Origin of the sequence: Mesobacillus jeotgali (assembly GCF_014856545.2) — a bacterium.
In the GTDB taxonomy this organism is placed as follows: Bacteria; Bacillota; Bacilli; order Bacillales; family Cytobacillaceae; genus Mesobacillus.
Genome location: NZ_CP109811.1, coordinates 654,754 through 673,557, shown reverse-complemented (window position 1 = coordinate 673,557; position 18,804 = coordinate 654,754). Strand labels below are relative to the sequence as shown.

Here is an 18,804-nt window from a genome sequence, read left to right as displayed (position 1 = left end):
TCCTTTGGTTAAAAGTGAGACAGATCATGCTTGAAAAATGTTCGAAGTGCGCATACGGACGTATGCAAAAGGAGTTTGATTGAAGGGGATAGCAGAAAGCTCTAGCATGCCAAAAAGCAATGATAGAAAATAACCTATCATTGCTTTTTACAATATACGTTATCCTCCATTTCGATCAGTAGTTCTCCATGCACAAAAACAAGCATGACAGTCTGCTCCTTATTTAGGAAGCATCCCAGCAGTAACCAGTTTGACCCTGGCCACGCTTCGGCAAACAACCCTTTCATCCACCATCAACGATGTCATACTCCGATGGATTACTCTTGTTATTCGCTCCTCTACCTCACCGATCTGATAAGATCTTATGAAATTAGGTTAATACTATCAGAATGTTTTAGTTAAATCAAGATTCTAAAATGTTGGAAAATGTTCACAGTTTTTCTTCCGGGCATTTTTTAAAATAAAGAAGAAAGGAAGTGGAATATGATATTAAAAGAAAGAACGAAACCAGAAGAATTACAATTGTTGCAAGCCCTGAAACCAAGAATGGAACTGGAAGAGAAAGATGCGCAAAACCTGCGAACACTGGAAAAAGGCTATGAAGGTGAAGTGCAATTCGACCACTGGTTTAAGGGTTACCAAGTTGAGAGTATCATTATCAACGACCTGCTGCTGGAAGTGAATGGCACCCTTTTTCAAATCGACTCCTTCGTGATCACCCAGGACCGGCTACACCTTTTTGAAGTGAAAAATCTTGAAGGAGACTATTATCTCGACGGAGACAAATTTAAGACTGCCGCCGGCAAAGAAATCAAAAACCCTCTCCACCAACTAAGTCGCGCTGAATCACTATTAAAACAACTGCTTAAGGAACTTGGCTTCTACATTCCTCTTGATCCTCACCTCGTGTTCATTAACCCTGAATTCGCCCTTCTGCAGGCACCATTAAAATCACCCATTATTTTACCAAACCAGTTGAATCGCTTTATGAAAAATATGAATCGAGTCTCATCTAAGCTGAATACCAAACATACCAAATTAGCTGAAGCCCTATTGTCCCTGCATATTAAGAAATCACCTTACTCAAGAGTGTCGAGTTATGATTTTAGTATGTTGAGGAAGGGGGTTGTTTGTAGAGAGTGCGGGGAGTTGATGGAGAGTTACAACCGTTATAACTTCTACTGTAGTCATTGTAATTCTAAGGAAACAATTGATTCTGCTGTCTTGCGGACGATTGTAACCTATCAATTGCTCTTCCCAGAACAAAAGGTAACCACATCAATAATTTATGAATGGGTGAATGGAATCTTTTCCCCAAAAACCATCCGAAGAGTCTTGAAGCACAATTTTCTCGTTCAAGGGGAGGGCAGCTCTACTTTTTACGAGTAATAAGATGTGAAGAAGAGGGGGATTCCTCCTCTTTTTTTCATGCTCCAATCTTTTGTGACCGTGCTCTTGGGATTTCCTTTTTCACGGGCACTAGTTCACCCTTCTTGTGACCGTGCTCTCTAAATTTCCTTTTTCACGGGCACAAGTCCACCCTTCTTGTGACCGTGCTCTCTCGATTTCCTCTTTCACGGGCACTAGTTCACCCTTCTTGTGACCGTGTTCTCTAAATTTCCTCTTTCACGGGCACTAGTTCACCCTTCTTGTGACCGTGCTCTCTCGATTTCCTTTTTCACGGGCACTAGTTCACCCTTCTTGTGACCGTGCTCTATCGATTTCCTCTTTCACGGGCACTAGGTCACCCTTCTTGTGACCGTGCTCTATCGATTTCCTCTTTCACGGGCACTAGCTCAGATTAAGTCCGTATAATTGTGTAAAAAGAAAGAGTCATTTTATTCACTCTTGGCAACACTGTTTTCAACCACGATAAACAAGTGAAAAGAGGAATATAAATGACTCAAGTACAGTTTAACCTGAATGTTGATGTTTTAAAAGAAGCCATTGTAAATTCCAACCTTGATATGGTCATTAAATCAGCCGTTGTGTTGGTATTAAATGAGTTTATGGAAAAGGAAAGAGACGACTATTTAAAGGCTGCCCCTTATGAACGTGCTGTCGAACGCCGTGACTACCGGAACGGTTACTATGAACGAGAACTGTTGATGAGTATCGGAAATATAGCCCTAAAGGTTCCACGGACGCGTAATGGCGAATTCTCAACCACCGTTTTCGAAAAGTATGCCCGGTGTGATCAGGCCCTGGTCCTTTCCATGTTGGAGATGGTTGTCAATGGTGTTTCGACGCGGAAAGTGACCAACATCGTGGAACAACTCTGTGGTAAGAATGTGTCCAAGTCCTTTGTTTCATCCCTTACACAGAAGCTTGATCCTATTGTGAATGAATGGGCTGGACGACCATTAAATACTACCTACTACCCTTACGTTTTCGCAGATGCCATGTATATAAAGGTGCGTGAGCACAATCGAGTCGTATCTAAAGCTGTTTATATTACGACAGCCATTACAGAGAATCATACACGTGAAATCCTTGGCCTAAGTGTTGACCATGCGGAAAGTTTTGAAAGCTGGAGCCGTTTTTTCCAACAGCTTAAATCACGCGGCCTCCAATCACCCAAACTTATAATTTCAGATGCCCACCAAGGACTGCAGAAAGCCATCCAACGTGAATTTATAGGCGCTGCCTGGCAAAGATGCAATGTCCATTTCAAACGAAATATCATTGAAAAGTTGCCCAAAAAGGATTCAGCTGAAATCCGCATGATGATAAAGCGAGTATTTGAAGCAGTTACGATTGATGACGTACGCCGGTTCAAAGATGAATTGATGAACCGTTTTAGTAATGAGGCAAGGTTTGGAAAAGCGCTTGCCATCTTGGATGAAGGTTTCGAAGATACCATACAATATATGAATTTTCCTGAAAACATTCGTATCCATATCCGAAGCACCAACTCATTGGAACGGCTGAACCAGGAGGTTCGCAGGAGGGAAAGAGTGATCCGTATTTTCCCTAATTCCCAATCTGCGTACCGTTTGGTTGGTGCCGTTCTGATGCATTACCATGTGTCAGACTACACAAAGAGGAAATCTTTAATGGGTCGGGTATATTAGCGCATTTTCAGCTCCACTTCCATCATGGATGATTACATCTCCGGGAAGGGATATCAAATTGAAAACCATTTGACATCCCTACCCGGAGATGAAGAAAAGAAACCATGGAAGCTTCGCAAAAAAATGAAAGGGTTTGGTTGAGAACATTTGCCGTTGATTTTACACAATAACCAGGACTTGACTCTAGCTCACCCTTCTTGTGACCGTGCTCTCTCGATTTCCTCTTTCACGGGCACTAGCTCACCCTTCTTGTGACCGTGCTCTCTCGATTTCCTTTTTCACGGGCACAAGTTCAACCTTCTTGTGACCGTGCTCTCTCGATTTCCTCTTTCACGGGCACATACTCCTCCTATACTTCACTTCCTCCCACCAGTAAAATCCCCCCATCCCCGAATAACTACAAAAGAATTTGCCAAAATAATCATCATAGAAAACGCTTGCAATTTTTAAGATTCGTTTTATAATACTTGTATACAAGTATACTTGATTAACTAGGAAGGTGAGGAAATGACGAAAAAAAGCGAATTTCTTTATCCCCAAAAATGGCTTTCTAAGGCCTCTACTGGTGACCGTGTTGCGAGTGAACTGCGGATGCAAATCATTTCGGGACTAATTGAAAGCGGTGCCATCCTATCGGAAAATAAACTGGCAGCAGATTTTAACGTGAGTCGCTCACCCATTCGTGAAGCGCTTAAAATTCTCTCAGCAGAAAACCTGATCCGCCTGGAAAGAATGGGTGCCGTGGTCATCGGCCTCACAGAAAAAGATATCGAAGAGATTTACGATGTCCGCTTATTGATTGAATCATTCGTTTTTGAACGACTTATCAAAATAGATACAACCAACCTAGTAGTTGAATTGAGCAAAATTCTCGAAATGATGAAAATCGCCATCAAGTACAGAGATGCCGACGAATTCAGCCTGCAGGATGTACTTTTCCATGAAACGATCATCCGGGCTATCGACCATTCCTACATCAGAATGATCTGGGATAACACGAAGCCTGTGATGGAAGCTTTCATCTTGTTATCGATGCGGGCAAGAATCGAAGAAAAATACGAGGACTTCGACCGCATCATCGAAAATCATGAGCTTTATATTGAAGCCATCAAAACGAAGAATCGCGACCTGATGATTAAATCCTTACACCAAAATTTTGATGATGTTCAAGGTAAAGTAGACGACCTTTGGATATCGCAACAAACGCTTTCCAAGGGAGTGGAGAAAAGTGACTGAATATATGCTAGGGGTCGACATTGGTACAACTAGTACCAAGGCTGTGCTTTTCAGCGAGAAGGGTGAAGTCATCCAGCAGGAGAACATTGGCTACCCGCTTTATACACCGGATATTTCCACAGCCGAGCAAGATCCTGAAGAAATTTATATGGCGGTCCTGACTGCCGTCACGAAAATCATGAAACACAATCAGCACAAAAAGCTGGCATTCATTTCATTCAGCAGCGCGATGCATAGCGTCATTGCCATTGATGAAAATGATGAGCCTCTTACACCTTGCATCACATGGGCGGATAACCGCAGTGAAGCTTGGGCGCATAAAATTAAAACAGAATTAAATGGACACGAAATATACAAGCGCACTGGAACACCGATCCATCCGATGTCTCCTTTAAGCAAGATCGCCTGGATTGTGAACGAGCGGCCTGAAATTGCTGCGAAAGCGAAAAAATACATTGGCATCAAGGAGTTTGTCTTTAAAAAGTTCTTTGACCAGTATGTCGTGGACCACTCGCTGGCGTCAGCGATGGGGATGATGAACCTTAAAAAGCTGGAATGGGATGAAGAGGCTCTGCAAATTGCGGGAATCGCAAAAACTCAATTATCCGAGCTTGTACCGACAACAAAAACGTTCACGGATTGCAATCCTGAATTAGCAAAGCAAATCGGAATTGACCATAAAACTCCTTTCGTCATCGGCGCAAGTGACGGCGTTCTTTCCAACCTCGGTGTCAATGCGATTGGAAAAGGGGAAATTGCGGTTACGATTGGGACAAGCGGTGCGATCCGCACAATCATCGACGAGCCGCAAACCGATGAAAAAGGACGCATTTTTTGCTACGCCCTGACGGAAAATCACTGGGTAATCGGCGGCCCTGTCAATAATGGCGGGATGGTCCTTCGCTGGATCCGCGATGAATTCGCAGCATCCGAGGTCGAGACGGCAAAGCGTTTGGGAATCGACCCTTACAATGTTTTAACGAAAATCGCTGAGCGCGTAAGACCGGGAGCGGAAGGTTTGTTATTCCACCCATACCTTGCGGGTGAGCGTGCTCCATTATGGAATCCTGATGTCCGCGGTTCCTTTTTCGGATTGACGATGTCCCATAAAAAAGAGCATATGATTCGTGCCGCTTTAGAAGGTGTCATTTTCAACCTGTACACAGTCTTTTTAGCGCTTACCGAAGCAATGGAAAGCCCGGTTACAAGGATTCAGGCTACAGGCGGTTTCGCTAGATCAGATGTTTGGCGCCAGATGATGTCCGATATTTTCGACATCGACGTGGTGGTTCCTGAAAGCTATGAAAGCTCATGCCTTGGTGCTTGCATTCTTGGCCTCTATGCAACTGGCAGAATTAATTCGTTTGAAGTCGCATCCGAAATGATCGGCAGCACCCACAAGCACACGCCGAATGAAGAAGCGGCAAAAGAATACAGGCAGCTCGTGCCGATTTTCATCAGCTTATCTCGGGCACTTGAACAAGATTATTCAAGAATCGCAAACTATCAAAGAAGTTTGATTAAATAGGAGATTATCCGAATCGCACTTTCTTCAATAAGGGGACACTTGATCCCCGCCCAAAAATGTTAGCGCTTTATTTTACAGAGGCAACATCCCGCTTTAGCGGGCACTATAGACATCTTAGGGGGAAATTACAATGCCATTGGTTATTGTAGCAATTGGTATCTTAGCCTTATTATTATTGATCATGGGCTTCAAGCTCAACACATTCATTTCTTTGATCATCGTATCATTTGGTGTCGCTTTAGCACTTGGTATGCCATTAGATGAAATTGTTAAAACAATTGAAGCTGGTCTTGGAGGAACGCTTGGCCACCTTGCTCTGATTTTCGGTCTTGGTGCGATGCTTGGTAAATTGATCGCGGATTCCGGCGGCGCCCAGCGAATTGCTATGACACTAGTGAACAAATTTGGTGAAAAGAACATCCAATGGGCAGTCGTTGCTGCTTCATTTATTATCGGTGTTGCTCTATTCTTCGAAGTAGGTTTAGTATTATTGATTCCAATAGTATTTGCGATTTCAAGAGAATTAAAGATTTCCATTTTGTATCTTGGTATTCCAATGACTGCTGCTTTGTCTGTAACGCACGGCTTCCTGCCTCCTCACCCGGGACCAACAGTAATCGCTGGTGAGTATGGCGCGAACATTGGTGAAGTATTGCTTTATGGTTTTATCATTGCAATTCCAACGGTCATCCTTGCTGGACCCGTTTTCACAAAAATCGCGAAGAAGCTTGTCCCAGAATCTTTTAACAAAACAGGAAACATTGCTTCATTAGGTGAACAAAAGACATTCAAACTTGAAGAAACACCAGGTTTCGGTATCAGCGTTTTCACAGCACTACTACCAGTTATCTTAATGTCGATCGCAACAATCATTTCTTTATTGCAAAAAACAATGGGATTTGAGAACAACGGCTTCCTTGCAGCAATCCAGTTCATCGGGGATGCAGGCACTGCGATGTTACTCTCCCTGCTTGTAGCGATTTACACAATGGGAATCGCTCGTAACATTCCTATTAAAACAGTGATGGATTCTTGTACGACTGCTATCTCCCACATCGGAATGATGCTCTTGATCATCGGTGGCGGCGGCGCCTTCAAACAAGTCTTGATCAACGGCGGCGTTGGTGACTATGTAGCTGAACTGTTCAATGGTACTTCCCTATCACCAATCCTGCTTGCATGGATCATCGCAGCTATTCTGCGTATCTCACTTGGATCTGCAACTGTGGCAGCATTGACAACAGCTGGTCTTGTCATTCCATTGCTTGGCCAGACAGATGTGAACCTTGCCCTAGTTGTTCTTGCAACAGGCGCAGGAAGCTTGATCGCTTCCCACGTGAACGACGCAGGCTTCTGGATGTTCAAAGAATACTTCGGTCTTAGCATGAAAGAAACATTCGCTACCTGGACACTGCTTGAAACGATTATTTCAGTAGCAGGTTTAGGATTTATCTTATTGCTTAGCCTGTTCGTATAATAGGAAAAGGTCAGCCCCTCATATCCGGGCTGACCTTTTTTGCCGTAAAATCCACCTACACAAACCACCTAACATAAATCCCCACCGCCAGGAAGGATAGAACAATCACAACAATATAAATCAATGACAGATTCGTAGTATTTTTTTTCGTGGATTTGCTGTACTCCTCGTCTCCCTTACCGGACAGTAACAATGTTGCCAGCAGTGCTCCAATGATGATGATGATTACCAAAATTAGTCCCAGAGTCATCCAAAACACCTCTAATATGAAATCCTTGATAATTCCCATTATAGCAGACTGAAAACTAAAGACTGCCACAGGTGTCGTTTTCATCATATATAATAAAACAAAAAGTATGGAATCGGGGTGCTGAATATGAAGAAACCTTGGTCTGAAAAACTACCCGCTGTCCAGTTCCGGATTGCGCGTCCAACGAATCAATTGGAAAAGGTCGTTGAATTCTACCGGGATGGTGTGGGGCTAGAAGTGGTTGGCGGCTTTGAAAAGCATGATGGCTATGATGGCGTGATGCTCGGTCTGCCTGATTTGAGCTATCACCTTGAATTCACCCAGCATGAAGATGGCAGTCCCTGCCCTGCGCCTACTGAAGACAATCTATTAGTCTTCTATATCCCGAATAAGGAAGCACGGGACGCAATCGCCAGGCGACTCCACGACATGGGGTATCCGGAGGCCGAGCCGGAAAATCCATATTGGAAAAGCTCAGGGATAACGATTGCCGATCCGGATGGCTGGAGAATTGTACTGCAGAATACGAAGGGACTGGGGTGAATTTTTGCCGGAAACAGTTCCTTAAAAAATAATGGAGACCGGCTGCACCTGACAGCCTGACTCCACTTTTATTTTGAACGTACATTTTGGAAGCCGTAATGACCCTCAGCTGGTTTTCCTTGTCTTCAACGAAAGCCCATCACTTCTAAAATTCCAGCTCCCCAACCTTCTCATAACTGTCCATTTTATGGCTTGTTATTTTTTCCGCCGACAGGGCGTACAAGGTATCTCCGATGTAAAGCAGGCGCTGGATTTGGTGCTCCCAATCTTCGTAATACGGCATGTCGCCGTTAATATGGGTAATTTTTGATTTCAAGTGAATGCCGGTCGCCGGATCAATGTCGTAAACATAAGCACCCTGATATTCAAAAATCGATTCAAAATCGTTCTTCTCGCTATTCCGGTAAACCGATATCGGGAAGGCAAAAATGTCTTTGTCTTTATTGAACAGCAGGGCTTTATGATCGTGATTCAACGGTGAGTAAGTGCCCCGGCCGCCAATGACTTCAGTGAATTTCTCTTTTGGATTGGACATATCGCTGACATCGAACAAGGAAATCTTGACTCCGTCTGTCAGGATTCGCGGCTGCGACGCTCCTTTTTCAGCGACGATTTTTGTATCCTGGCCAAAGCCGATGATATGGTTTTCATCATAAGGATGCAAGTAATTGCTGAAGCCAGGAATTTTTAGCTCACCAAGCACTTTCGGGTTGGCCGGGTCGCTTGCATCAAACACGAACAGCGGGTCTGTTTCTTTAAACGTAACCATATAGATCCGGTCACCCATTAACCTTGCGGAATAGATTCTCTCACCGCGCGCCAGTTCCTCAATCTTCCCGGTTTCCTTCAAATTTTTATCCAGAATATATAAATGGTTGGAAGACGGCCGCTTCTCGTCCCATGCATAACCCTTTGTCGTAACCACCCGGAAATAGCTCTTGTGCTCATCCATCGAGAACTGATTCAGCACAGTTCCCGGCACGGTAGCGGAGCTGTGGTATTGGACATCCATCCCTCTGATCGCAAATTTATGGATATCGGTGTCCGGGGCAATCACACCGCGATCTTTCAAATCCATATCCCCGTAATTCTCCACTGCGAGATAGAGGTTCTCCTTTGACATATAAAGCTGGTTGCTGCTGCCCAGATAGGTCGTCATCGAGATTTCCTTTTTCGGCTGGTCCAGATCAAGCGCGGCAATCACTGTATAGTTCGGCTGGCGGGATTCTGGGAAATAGTGAATATCGTCATATCGGACTGTTTTTTCCTTTGAACCGTCTGCTGTATCGGTGAACTTTGGCCTGATATCAATTTTCCTGCTCTCCTTCAGCAGCCAGTAGTCGGGATAATGCTGAGTAATCAAGTAAACATGATTCTCTACCTTCCTTGCCGAAACATAGTGACCCTCCACTTTGACTTCACGAATCTGCTTGGGTTCAGCAGGATTTTTCACATCATATACAATGATGGTTGTCGACTGCATCATCGGAGCAATCAGCGAATCTTTGGCAGTTTCTTCATAGCGCCTGTAATTCTCATTGTACTGTTGGCCAATGACTACAAGTTGGTCTTCTTGCAAGAACAGTTGGCTGGGTGAAAAATCCCTCCCAAAACGAATAGTCGACAAAACCTTCATCTCTGCTCCGGGCACAGCCTGTATGACCCTCACCTTATCATACTCAGCCTGAAAAATGCTGCTTCCATCTGTCTTGACGATATCCGCTTCGTCAACGCCCTGCACCTGGACATTTGTTGCTGAAACATCCCCGCCGCCTCCGGATTTATCGGCTGACGCTGACTCCTCCGCCGAGTCATTCATGGAGAAAGATTCCTTCAACCCGCCAAACCAGCCCCGGGCCTTTTTCTCTTCCTTCATGATTTCTTCAAAATAGCTCGCCAGGTTCTCCTGTGTGCCAACGGTTGGAAGTGTTTCTTTTACAAAGAACTTCCACGAGTGCTCTGAGTCCAACTCCCTGCCGAGCGCAGATTTAAGTCCTTTTTTAAAATGAACGGTATACTCCTTTGCATTAAGATCATAGCCGTTTTCCGGAGGATGGATGAAAATGGTTTTCTGGTCCTCACCCAGCTCCAGCTTCGTATCGAGCTTCTCTCCCTTGTCATTCGTCACATAAATCAATTCAGGAACGAGACTTTCTTCAGAAATCTTCTCCGAAAACTGCAGCTGCCACACCTTGTTTGGCAAGACACCCTGCTCCTCTTCCCACGCATTGATTATTTTGAACTGGGAAAAAGAATAAAACGCCACTGCTGCAATTGAAATGAGCAGCAAACCGCTATATAACCACCATTTTTTCATCTTTTTTCAGCCCCTTTGAAAAATTAGACGGAAAATGGTTCCAGGTGTTTCACTATTTATTTTTTAAAAATGAAAAGGCTCCTCCGTATCACGAAGGAACCTTGATTTTGCTAAACTCTTCTCCCGAAACAGGTTTGCTGAAATGATACCCCTGTGCTTCGTTGCAGTGATGCTGCTTTAGTAAGCCCAGCTGCCTCTCTGTTTCAACGCCTTCGGCAATAACGGATAACCCGAGGTTATGCGCCATCAAAATAATGGTCGTGGCGATGTTTTCGTCGCTTTTATTATCAGCGATGTCCTCCACAAAGCAACGGTCAATTTTCAAATGATCGATCGGGAATCTTTTCAGGTAACTTAATGAGCTGTAGCCTGTCCCGAAATCGTCGATTGAAATATTCACACCAAGCTTCTTCAGCTCCTGCAGGATGACGCTTGCAGCTTCCACGTCCATCGTCATGCTTTCGGTGATCTCGATGGTCAGGAATCGCGGCTCGACTCCGGTCAATTCAAGTGTTTCCTTAACCATCGCGATTAAATTAGGCTGGTAAAATTGGCGGATCGATAAGTTGACCGATACCGTCAGCTCTTTCAGTCCGTCCGCATGCCATTGCTTGAGCTGCAGCAGGGCAGTTTTCAGCACCCATTCTCCAATCGGAATGATTAGCCCCGTTTCTTCAGCAATTGGGATGAACTGATCTGGTGATACAAAACCAATCCTGTCATTCTGCCAGCGGATAAGCGCCTCCGCTCCTTTGATCTCATTGCTGCATAAGTTCACAATCGGCTGATAATGAAGCACAAATTCGTCCCGATCGAGTGCTTTGCGGAGCTCGTTTTCAATCTGGAGCTTTTCGAGTGCCTTTCGATCGAGCATCACATCGTAAATCTGGTAGTTGTTCCGCCCCTGCTTTTTTGCCTGATACATCGCGACATCCGCTTTACTCAGCAACATGTCAACCTTCTCGCCATCATCAGGATAAAAGCTCATGCCTATGCTCGTTGTGATGAAAATATCTGTTCCATCGATGACAAAAGGCTCTTCTAATGTCTTCAAAATATTGCGGGCCACGGCTTCAGCTTTCTCTTTCGTCGTATGCTCTAGTAAAATCGTAAACTCGTCACCGCCCTGCCGTGAAAAAAACACCCCGTCTCCCAAGCTTTTACTAAGCTTGTCAGACACATAAACCAGCAAGGTGTCGCCAATTGAATGACCTAGTGAATCGTTGACATACTTGAACCGGTCCAGGTCAAGAAACATGAGGCACAGTTTTTCTCCTTCATCCACTTTTGTCCCAGTAAAAGCCGTTTCAACCCGCTCATCAAACAGCCGCCGGTTCGCCAGTCCTGTCAGTGCATCATGATACGCCATGAAATTGATTTTTTCTTTTGCCCGATAATGCTGGATCACCAGGCTTGCGAGATCGGTTGCCTGCTGGATGATTTTCCTATCCTTTTCACGCGGAGACCTTGTATGGCAATAATAAAGGCCAAACGTACCAATCACCCTCTGATCATCATCAAAAACGGGTGATGACCAGCAGGCTTTTAAATCATAGGATAATGCCAGGCTGCGGTATTCCTCCCATAGTGGATCGGCCGCAATATCTGTTGCCACCACCGATTTCCTCAAAAAAGCCGCCGTGCCGCAGGAACCAGCTGTGGGACCAATCGGCATCCCATGAACTGCCTCATTATAAACAGGGGGCAAATTCGGCGAGGAACCATGTAATAGCCTCTTTCCCTCTTGGTCAGCAATCAGAATGGAACATTGCGCTCCGTCTGTAAAACTCTCAATAAAAAGAACTACCTCATCGAGGACCTCTTGATAGGAAGCTCCCTTTGCCATCATCTTAAGGATAGTATTCTGGCCGCTCAATAAAGCCTCCAGCTCTTTTTTTTCAGTGAAATCCTGCGCGCAGCCGACAATGCCCAGAATCTCCTTGCCAACCGTAATCGGAACAGCCGTGATCAGCAGTTCAATCCGTTCATCCGTACCCTTTTTGAAAATGGCCGTTTCAAATTTTATTCGGCCTCCGGATGTGACATGCTTAAATTGCTGGATTGCATCGTCCACGAACTCATCATGAATCATCGTGATGAAGTTCATTTCCAGGGCCTCTTCCTCCGAATAACCTGTTATCACCGCAGCCTCCTCATTGAATGCAATGAAATTCCCTTGCACATCAAGGGCAAAACACCCATCATGATTGAAATTAAATAACGATTTATAGACATCAAAAAGAGATCTGCTATTTAAATCTGGCTGCATTATAATCACCCGTCCCTTTAAATTTTCAGCATATACATGTCATATCGGTACTCCCTGTCTATGGTTACAGAGGTATATTTTTACAATGACGATATACAAGAAGAAAAGGCCCTTAATCCAGGGCCTTTGATTGGTTAGTTATAAGATTGTATACCTTATTTTTTTCAGGGAGTGCTGAAATTGCTCCTTTACCGGCAGCGGTCAGTGCGCCGCTCGCATTGGCAAATTGGAGAATGTCCAGCTGTTTCTCAGCAAGCACTTCCACAAGATTATCAGGAGTCACACCCGCCTCCAGGAGTTTAAATAAGAACCCGCCGATAAAGGCATCGCCCGCTCCTGTTGTATCCTGGACTTCGACCTTATAGCCAAGTGATTTCCAATTCGCACCCTTCACGTAGAGGTCTGCGCCATCTGCTCCTTTTGTAAAAACAACTGCTTGAACATCTCCTGCAAAAAGAGATTGAATCGCTTCATCAGCATTGCTGATTCCTGTGATGAATTCAAGTTCCTCATCTGAAATTTTCACGATATGCGCAAGGGGCAAAAATTCAAGTATAGCAGCGCGGCAATCTTCTGCTTTTTCCCAAAGTGGCAGGCGTACATTCGGGTCAAAGCTGACCAGCCCTCCTGCTTCTTTCATGGCTCGAATAGCCTTTTTATGCGCTTGCTTCATCGGACTTTCAACAAGGTCCACCGAGCAAAAATGGAGCACATCTCCCTTGCCAAACCATTCTGCTTTCATTTCTTCTTCAGCAAACAGCAGATCCGCGGACGGCTTTCGGTAAAAAGAGAAATCGCGTTCACCGTTTTCTTTCAGCGAAACAAACGCCAGACCAGTATTGGCCTCTTTTGTGCGCAGAATTTTGTCTGTTTCTACTCCGGCGTTCTCCAGCTGCTCTATCAAGAAATCACCAAATGCGTCCTCACCAAGCTTGGTAATCATTGATGCACCATGCCCATACTTCGCGACAGCAGCCGCAACATTGGCTGGCGCGCCGCCCGGAGCCCGTTCGAATGACACAACATCCTTCAGCGCAGCACCCTTTTGCTGGGGGATAAAATCGATCAATACTTCACCAATTGAATAAAGCTTCGTCATTCTCCACACCCCTAAAACGAAATTCCCTGTGCAAGCTCATGCTTTTCATATTTACAGCGCAGTTTTCCATTTGCGAAAATCTTGATTCCCTTTGATTCTTCCTTAGGGAAAACACGCGCTGTGAATACAACCTCACCATCGTTAATGAAAACTTCGGCGATACTGCGGTCTGCAAATACCTGAACCTTCACTTTGTCATGTATTTTCAATTCTGAACTTCTTACAAAACCATACTCACCGCCAAAAGCAGCCTCAAATTTTTCCCGGTTCAAATAGACGGTCTGTCTGCTGCGGTCAAACTCCAGCACGAGTCCTTCATTTTCAGAAGCAAACAGTATCACACCAAAAGAGTCAGCATCGATATCGGATAATTCAAGCTCCAATTCATATTGACCTGCTGACCCGACTTCAACACTGCCAGCCTTCTCCAAAATGACTTCTCCAGCCTTCGCGCTATTCCTTAACTGCTTCAGTTCCTGGGCAGGCTTCTGTACAAGTTTCCCATTCACAATATCCAGCTCACGTGGGATTGACAGGCAATGTGCCCATTTTTCACCATCAGAAGGATAATCGATCTCACCCATTCCAGCCCAGGCGAACAGCAGACGCTCATTGTTTTTACCTGCAAAGGTCTGGGGCGCGTAAAAATCGAAGCCCTTCTCCAGTTCCTGATAATGATCCACTTCAAACGTCATGCTTGCCAGATCCAGCTTACCTAACACGTAAATCACGTTATAGATATTATGATAGTCATGCCCTTCCGGCTTCAACCCCTGTGGCGAAACGACTATGACGTCCTTGCCATTCAGTTCGAAAAAGTCCGGGCATTCGAGCATATACACATCTTCAGGAAACTCAATCTTTAGATCCAATTCTCCTTTAAAAGTCCAGTCAATTGCATTGTCAGACTCATACACGATGATTGCGCCAGTCAAATCCGTGCGCTGGGCACCAAGCAGCATGTAATAGCGGCCATCCCGAGCAAAAACCTTCGGATCGCGGACATGCCCGGTATAGCCTTCAGGGACTCCTTCAATCAATGGGTTGTTCTCATACTTCGTGATATTGCCTTGCTTGTCCATAATCGCCAGGTTCTGGTTCGCAGACCTTTCAACAGGACCGTACTTGATATTGCCAGTGTAATACATATACAGCTTTCCATGTACTTCAAGCGACGCTCCTGAATAGGCACCATGTGATTCATAATCCTCGACCGGCACAAGCGCGACCGGAAGCCGCTCCCAATTCACAAGGTCCTTCGATTTCGCATGTGCCCAATGCTTCATTCCGTGCATCGCATCGAACGGATACCACTGGTAAAACACATGAAACTCACCATTAAAATAAGCAAGACCATTCGGATCATTGATCAGCCCGTACTGCGGGTGAATATGAAACGCCGGCTTCCAGGGAGAGTTGGCTGACTTTTCCCTAAGCTGCTCCAGCTCATTTTCCTTTGCATCAAAAATCGTTCTATATTTTGGTTCTGTGTATTTTGTCATGTTGTTGTTTTCCCTCCCGCTGAAATAGCGATGAGAGGAATTGCTTCCTCTCATCAGGGTAATATTTTTTTAGTCTAAATTCGGCTTTTTAACTTTCAAGTAAGCAATGGTAAGAATCGCGCCGACTGCAAGCGCCAATACGTTGGCGATCACATAATTGACGTGTCCGCCACCCTGTGCAGCGACAATCGCAAAGCCCGGAAGTGCTGTCGCACCGAAACCAATGGCCTTGATTCCTGTGATATAGACGTATGCACCGCCAAGAGCGCCACCAATCATACCCATGATCAACGGGAATTTGTATTTAACGCTAACTCCGAACAGCGCTGGCTCAGAGATTCCAAATAGAGTAGAAGCGAACGCTGATACACCAATCTGTCTTGCTTTTTCGTTTTTCCATAAAGCCAGGGTATATCCAAGTACAGCACCGCCCTGACCCATAAGGGCAACAGACATCAGCGGCATGATGAAGTTAAAGCCTGTGTCAGCAATCAGCTGCGCTTCGACCGCACCGATTACGTGGTGAAGACCAGTGATGACGATGACCTGCTGGATACCTGCGAACAGCATGAAACCAACGATGCCAAGGTTATCAACAGACCACATCAATCCTGAAGTAATGGCATCCGCAAGCAAACGTCCTAGTGGACCGACTGCTGTGAACAATAGGAACCCGGCAATGACGATTGTTAAAAATGGTGCAAGGAAGAGCTTGATGATGTCAGGAACTTTCCTGCTGAAAAACTGGTCAAGCTTCGCAACGACCAGACCCATCATCAAGGCGATGATGATTCCGCCCTGGAACGCAACAAGTGAAACCTTCAGACCGAAGATGCTAATGACTTCCGGCTCAACCGTTCCATTACCAACCAGGTAGGCATTTGCCAAATCCGGGTGAAGCATGATCGCTCCGAGGACCAGACCTAAAACCGGGTTGCCGCCAAAGCGTTTCGTAGCCGAATAAACAACCAGCAATGGCAAAATCGTAAAGATTCCCGTAGACATAATCGAGATGAATCGGTTAAAGCCAGCGATTGCCGGATACATTTCTACAACGGATTGTTCACCGAAGATTCCCTGCTGGCTCAAAAGACCCGTCACACCCATCAAAAGTGCCGCAGCCAAAAGGCCAGGAATGATTTCGACGAATACGTCAGATAAAGCTTTGATTCCTCTTTGGAAAGCATTCTGCTTTTGTGCAGATTGTTCTTTTACATCGCCAAGGGACATTTCCTTGATTCCCGCTTCTTCAGTAAAGACAGCGTATACATCATTGACCGTACCGGCACCGATGATGATTTGCAGCTGGTCGCCGGCAACGAACGATCCTTTTACATGATCAAGATTGCCGATCGCTTTTGTATCAGCAAGTGAATTATCTTTTAAAACAAGTCGCAGTCTTGTTGCACAGTGCGCCGCTCCCTGAAGGTTTTCTTTTCCGCCTATTAATCGGAGTATTTCTTGAACGGTAGGCAGGTATTTGGACTTTAAATTTGAATTAGCCATGATTCTAATTCCTCCCCTTTTCACTTCGGAACCGGTTCCAATCAAGAGTAAAAAAATAAGTGCGGTCTTCCCACCAGTCTTTCTTCCTTTGGTGGGAACCGGTTCCACAAACCCATAATAAAACAGGATTGCATTTTACGCAACCCTTTTTTGAAAACGTTATCACCTTTTCACGTTTTTGACACTTTCCCCTTCGATAAAAGAATAGCCCGAAACCTGCAATTGAGGTACTTCTTCCCCATTTGTCATTTTAATGATGGTATTTGCTGCCAGTTTCCCGGTCTCCGTATTATTGTAGCGGATGGTTGTCAGTGCCGGGTGGATGACTTCAGAAATATTGTAGCCGCCAAATCCAGATAACGAAATATCCTCTGGAACTTTTTTACCGAGTCTTGATAAGGTTTTCAGCGCACCAAATGCGATTGTGTCTGTCGCACCAATAATAGCTGTCGGCTGAAAAAGGCCAAGCATTTCCTCCGTAACCCTGGAGGCATCCTGGAAATCAAACTCTGAGCGATACACCTTCACCTCTTGTACTCCGCCCTCTGCCAATCCATCAAGAATTCCCTGCTTTCGCTTCTGGCCAACCGCAATATCACTCTCCGTCACCCCAAGATAAGCAACAGCCTGATGCCCTTTTCCGGCAATATACTGGCCCATTTCAAATCCGGCATGATAATCATCATTGATAATGCAGTTAAACTGATCCACTTCCTGGGCGACAATCAAAACAGGAATCTGGATCGACCTAATGGTTTCAATATGCTGTTCAGTCATCCCCGTCGCAATCAGAATGATCCCGTCCACCTTCTGGCGCGATAAGCTGACAAGGCTTTCGATTTCCCTGTCAATATGCTTGCTCGTGCTGATGATCAACGTTGTATAATCCTGCTTCCGCAGCTCCTCATCAATTGCCATCAGTACAGTTGACGTGACATATGAATCAAGGGTTGGAGCAATCACCCCTATGAAATTTGTCTTTTTCGCCTTCAAGCTCTGGGCAAAAGAATTCGGTTCATAATTGGTTTCCTCAATCACCTTGCGAATCCTGGCCTTCGTCTTTTCGCTGACATTCCCACCGTTCAAATACCTCGATACCGTACTCTTCGCCACGCCAGCCAGCCTGGCAATATCGTTAATCGTCGTGTTCATCCCGTTCACCTGATTCCCTCGCAAATCTTGTTGACCTCATTATATAGCATCGACGCGATTGTTAAAAGGAAGATCCTGATACAGTCATACACTTGCCCACAGCTCTTTCAAGTTATGCTGTTGAGATTAAATGCAAATAATCATTTACAAAATGCAAAGGATATATTACATTTTAACTATAAAAACAAATATTTCCAAAGGAGCAAACTTGTAAAATGCTGAAAAACTCTGTTCGTGAATACCGAGCGAGATTTCGTTTTTCACAGCAAGACTTGGCGGACAAAATCGGCGTGACGAGGCAGACCATCGGACTAATTGAAAAAGGCGACTACGCCCCATCCGTCACCCTTGCATTGAAGATCGCTGCTGCTTTCCAGGTACCAGTGGAAGAAGTATTTCGCTTAGAAGGAGAGAATTGACCGTGTTAAAAAGAACCTTTCAATCACCGTTATTCAACATCGTCCTGATATTAGGGCTCGGTATCATCATGATTGGCAATTATTATAGCGAGCATGTCCCGGCCTGGCTTACTATTGATCCGATGGTGCTGGGAATTCCCATTCTCATCATGATCGCGATTATCCCGCTCTATAATAAACGCAACCCAGAAGATCCGATAAAGCCGCGCATCATCCCGATGGAAATGCGTGAAGAGGACGAAGGAATGCAGTGGCTGACTTTTAAGGCGACGAGAAAGGTTTACATCTTTTTTGCTTTATCCATTCCAGTCGCGATTGCACTAACCGATTATTTCAACCATATTCCATATTTGCCGATCATCCTGTTCATCGTGATGGGAGTTGCTCAGTACCTGATCTATTGGTTCCAAATGAAACGATATTCCTAAACGG

Annotated in this window: 15 protein-coding genes and 1 riboswitch; of the genes, 8 read left to right on the top strand and 7 right to left on the bottom strand. The window is 45.0% G+C overall.

Translation table 11 applies throughout. From position 1 onward, the window contains the following. Nucleotides 1-171 precede the first annotated feature (171 nt). Nucleotides 172-349: riboswitch (Lysine riboswitch) on the bottom strand. 134 nt (nucleotides 350-483) lie between these two features. From FOF60_RS03410 to FOF60_RS03390, 5 genes are all read left to right on the top strand, one after another. Beyond that, on the top strand, nucleotides 484-1,389 hold the full coding sequence (locus FOF60_RS03410; RefSeq protein WP_192469759.1) for a nuclease-related domain-containing protein: 906 nt from the start codon (nucleotides 484-486) through the stop codon (nucleotides 1,387-1,389). A 509-nt stretch (nucleotides 1,390-1,898) separates the two neighbouring features. Continuing rightward, nucleotides 1,899-3,074, top strand: a complete 1,176-nt coding sequence (locus tag FOF60_RS03405; protein WP_192469760.1) for an IS256 family transposase — start codon at nucleotides 1,899-1,901, stop codon at nucleotides 3,072-3,074. A 507-nt stretch (nucleotides 3,075-3,581) separates the two neighbouring features. Beyond that, nucleotides 3,582-4,310, top strand: a complete 729-nt coding sequence (locus tag FOF60_RS03400; protein ID WP_192469761.1) for a GntR family transcriptional regulator — start codon at nucleotides 3,582-3,584, stop codon at nucleotides 4,308-4,310. Next, nucleotides 4,303-5,838, top strand: coding sequence for a gluconokinase (gntK, locus tag FOF60_RS03395; RefSeq protein ID WP_192469762.1), 1,536 nt, complete (start codon nucleotides 4,303-4,305; stop codon nucleotides 5,836-5,838). The genes FOF60_RS03400 and gntK overlap by 8 nt, the downstream gene beginning before the upstream one ends. Nucleotides 5,839-5,968: 130 nt before the next feature. Next, nucleotides 5,969-7,315, top strand: a complete 1,347-nt coding sequence (locus FOF60_RS03390; protein WP_192469763.1) for a GntP family permease — start codon at nucleotides 5,969-5,971, stop codon at nucleotides 7,313-7,315. 55 nt (nucleotides 7,316-7,370) lie between these two features. Here FOF60_RS03390 and FOF60_RS03385 read toward each other — a convergent pair whose 3' ends face one another. Then, the gene (locus tag FOF60_RS03385) at nucleotides 7,371-7,565 is read right to left on the bottom strand and encodes a hypothetical protein (protein WP_192469764.1); all 195 of its coding nucleotides are present in this window, start codon (nucleotides 7,563-7,565) and stop codon (nucleotides 7,371-7,373) included. Nucleotides 7,566-7,691: 126 nt separating this feature from the next. Between FOF60_RS03385 and FOF60_RS03380 the strand changes: the two genes are divergently transcribed. Then, complete coding sequence (locus FOF60_RS03380) at nucleotides 7,692-8,108, top strand: VOC family protein (protein ID WP_192469765.1); 417 nt, start codon at nucleotides 7,692-7,694, stop codon at nucleotides 8,106-8,108. Between the two features lie 145 nt (nucleotides 8,109-8,253). Here the strand turns inward: FOF60_RS03380 and FOF60_RS03375 are convergent, their stop codons facing one another. The 6 genes from FOF60_RS03375 to FOF60_RS03350 all read right to left on the bottom strand — a co-directional run bounded on the left by FOF60_RS03375 (nucleotide 8,254) and on the right by FOF60_RS03350 (nucleotide 17,953). Then, nucleotides 8,254-10,425, bottom strand: a complete 2,172-nt coding sequence (locus tag FOF60_RS03375; RefSeq protein ID WP_192469766.1) for a beta-propeller domain-containing protein — start codon at nucleotides 10,423-10,425, stop codon at nucleotides 8,254-8,256. Nucleotides 10,426-10,513: 88 nt separating this feature from the next. Next, complete coding sequence (locus tag FOF60_RS03370) at nucleotides 10,514-12,694, bottom strand: bifunctional diguanylate cyclase/phosphodiesterase (protein ID WP_192469767.1); 2,181 nt, start codon at nucleotides 12,692-12,694, stop codon at nucleotides 10,514-10,516. A gap of 112 nt (nucleotides 12,695-12,806) precedes the next feature. Further along, nucleotides 12,807-13,793 carry a carbohydrate kinase family protein gene (locus tag FOF60_RS03365; protein WP_192469768.1) on the bottom strand — a complete coding sequence of 329 codons (987 nt, stop codon included), beginning with the start codon at nucleotides 13,791-13,793 and terminating at the stop codon, nucleotides 12,807-12,809. A gap of 11 nt (nucleotides 13,794-13,804) precedes the next feature. After that, entirely contained in the window at nucleotides 13,805-15,295 is a 1,491-nt protein-coding gene (locus FOF60_RS03360) for a glycoside hydrolase family 32 protein (RefSeq protein ID WP_192469769.1), read from the bottom strand. Nucleotides 15,296-15,364: 69 nt separating this feature from the next. Further along, complete coding sequence (locus FOF60_RS03355; RefSeq protein WP_192469770.1) at nucleotides 15,365-16,801, bottom strand: PTS transporter subunit EIIC; 1,437 nt, start codon at nucleotides 16,799-16,801, stop codon at nucleotides 15,365-15,367. Nucleotides 16,802-16,963: 162 nt separating this feature from the next. Next, entirely contained in the window at nucleotides 16,964-17,953 is a 990-nt protein-coding gene (locus FOF60_RS03350; protein ID WP_192469915.1) for a LacI family DNA-binding transcriptional regulator, read from the bottom strand. A gap of 215 nt (nucleotides 17,954-18,168) precedes the next feature. Here FOF60_RS03350 and FOF60_RS03345 point away from each other — a divergent pair, with 215 nt between their 5' ends. Beyond that, nucleotides 18,169-18,372: a helix-turn-helix transcriptional regulator gene (locus FOF60_RS03345; protein WP_192469771.1), complete on the top strand. Its 204-nt coding sequence runs from the start codon at nucleotides 18,169-18,171 to the stop codon at nucleotides 18,370-18,372. A gap of 2 nt (nucleotides 18,373-18,374) precedes the next feature. Continuing rightward, on the top strand, nucleotides 18,375-18,800 hold the full coding sequence (locus FOF60_RS03340) for a hypothetical protein (RefSeq protein WP_192469772.1): 426 nt from the start codon (nucleotides 18,375-18,377) through the stop codon (nucleotides 18,798-18,800). Nucleotides 18,801-18,804: the final 4 nt, after the last annotated feature.

Excerpts from the sequence above, each read along its gene's own strand:
- FOF60_RS03410 (WP_192469759.1), top strand. The coding sequence starts at position 484 with ATGATATTAAAAGAAAGAACGAAACCAGAAGAATTACAATTGTTGCAA.
- FOF60_RS03405 (WP_192469760.1), top strand. The coding sequence starts at position 1,899 with ATGACTCAAGTACAGTTTAACCTGAATGTTGATGTTTTAAAAGAAGCC.
- FOF60_RS03400 (WP_192469761.1), top strand. The coding sequence starts at position 3,582 with ATGACGAAAAAAAGCGAATTTCTTTATCCCCAAAAATGGCTTTCTAAG.
- FOF60_RS03390 (WP_192469763.1), top strand. The coding sequence starts at position 5,969 with ATGCCATTGGTTATTGTAGCAATTGGTATCTTAGCCTTATTATTATTG.
- FOF60_RS03385 (WP_192469764.1), bottom strand. The coding sequence starts at position 7,565 with ATGACTCTGGGACTAATTTTGGTAATCATCATCATCATTGGAGCACTG.
- FOF60_RS03380 (WP_192469765.1), top strand. The coding sequence starts at position 7,692 with ATGAAGAAACCTTGGTCTGAAAAACTACCCGCTGTCCAGTTCCGGATT.
- FOF60_RS03375 (WP_192469766.1), bottom strand. The coding sequence starts at position 10,425 with ATGAAAAAATGGTGGTTATATAGCGGTTTGCTGCTCATTTCAATTGCA.
- FOF60_RS03370 (WP_192469767.1), bottom strand. The coding sequence starts at position 12,694 with ATGCAGCCAGATTTAAATAGCAGATCTCTTTTTGATGTCTATAAATCG.
- FOF60_RS03365 (WP_192469768.1), bottom strand. The coding sequence starts at position 13,793 with ATGACGAAGCTTTATTCAATTGGTGAAGTATTGATCGATTTTATCCCC.
- FOF60_RS03360 (WP_192469769.1), bottom strand. The coding sequence starts at position 15,295 with ATGACAAAATACACAGAACCAAAATATAGAACGATTTTTGATGCAAAG.
- FOF60_RS03355 (WP_192469770.1), bottom strand. The coding sequence starts at position 16,801 with ATGGCTAATTCAAATTTAAAGTCCAAATACCTGCCTACCGTTCAAGAA.
- FOF60_RS03350 (WP_192469915.1), bottom strand. The coding sequence starts at position 17,953 with ATGAACACGACGATTAACGATATTGCCAGGCTGGCTGGCGTGGCGAAG.
- FOF60_RS03345 (WP_192469771.1), top strand. The coding sequence starts at position 18,169 with ATGCTGAAAAACTCTGTTCGTGAATACCGAGCGAGATTTCGTTTTTCA.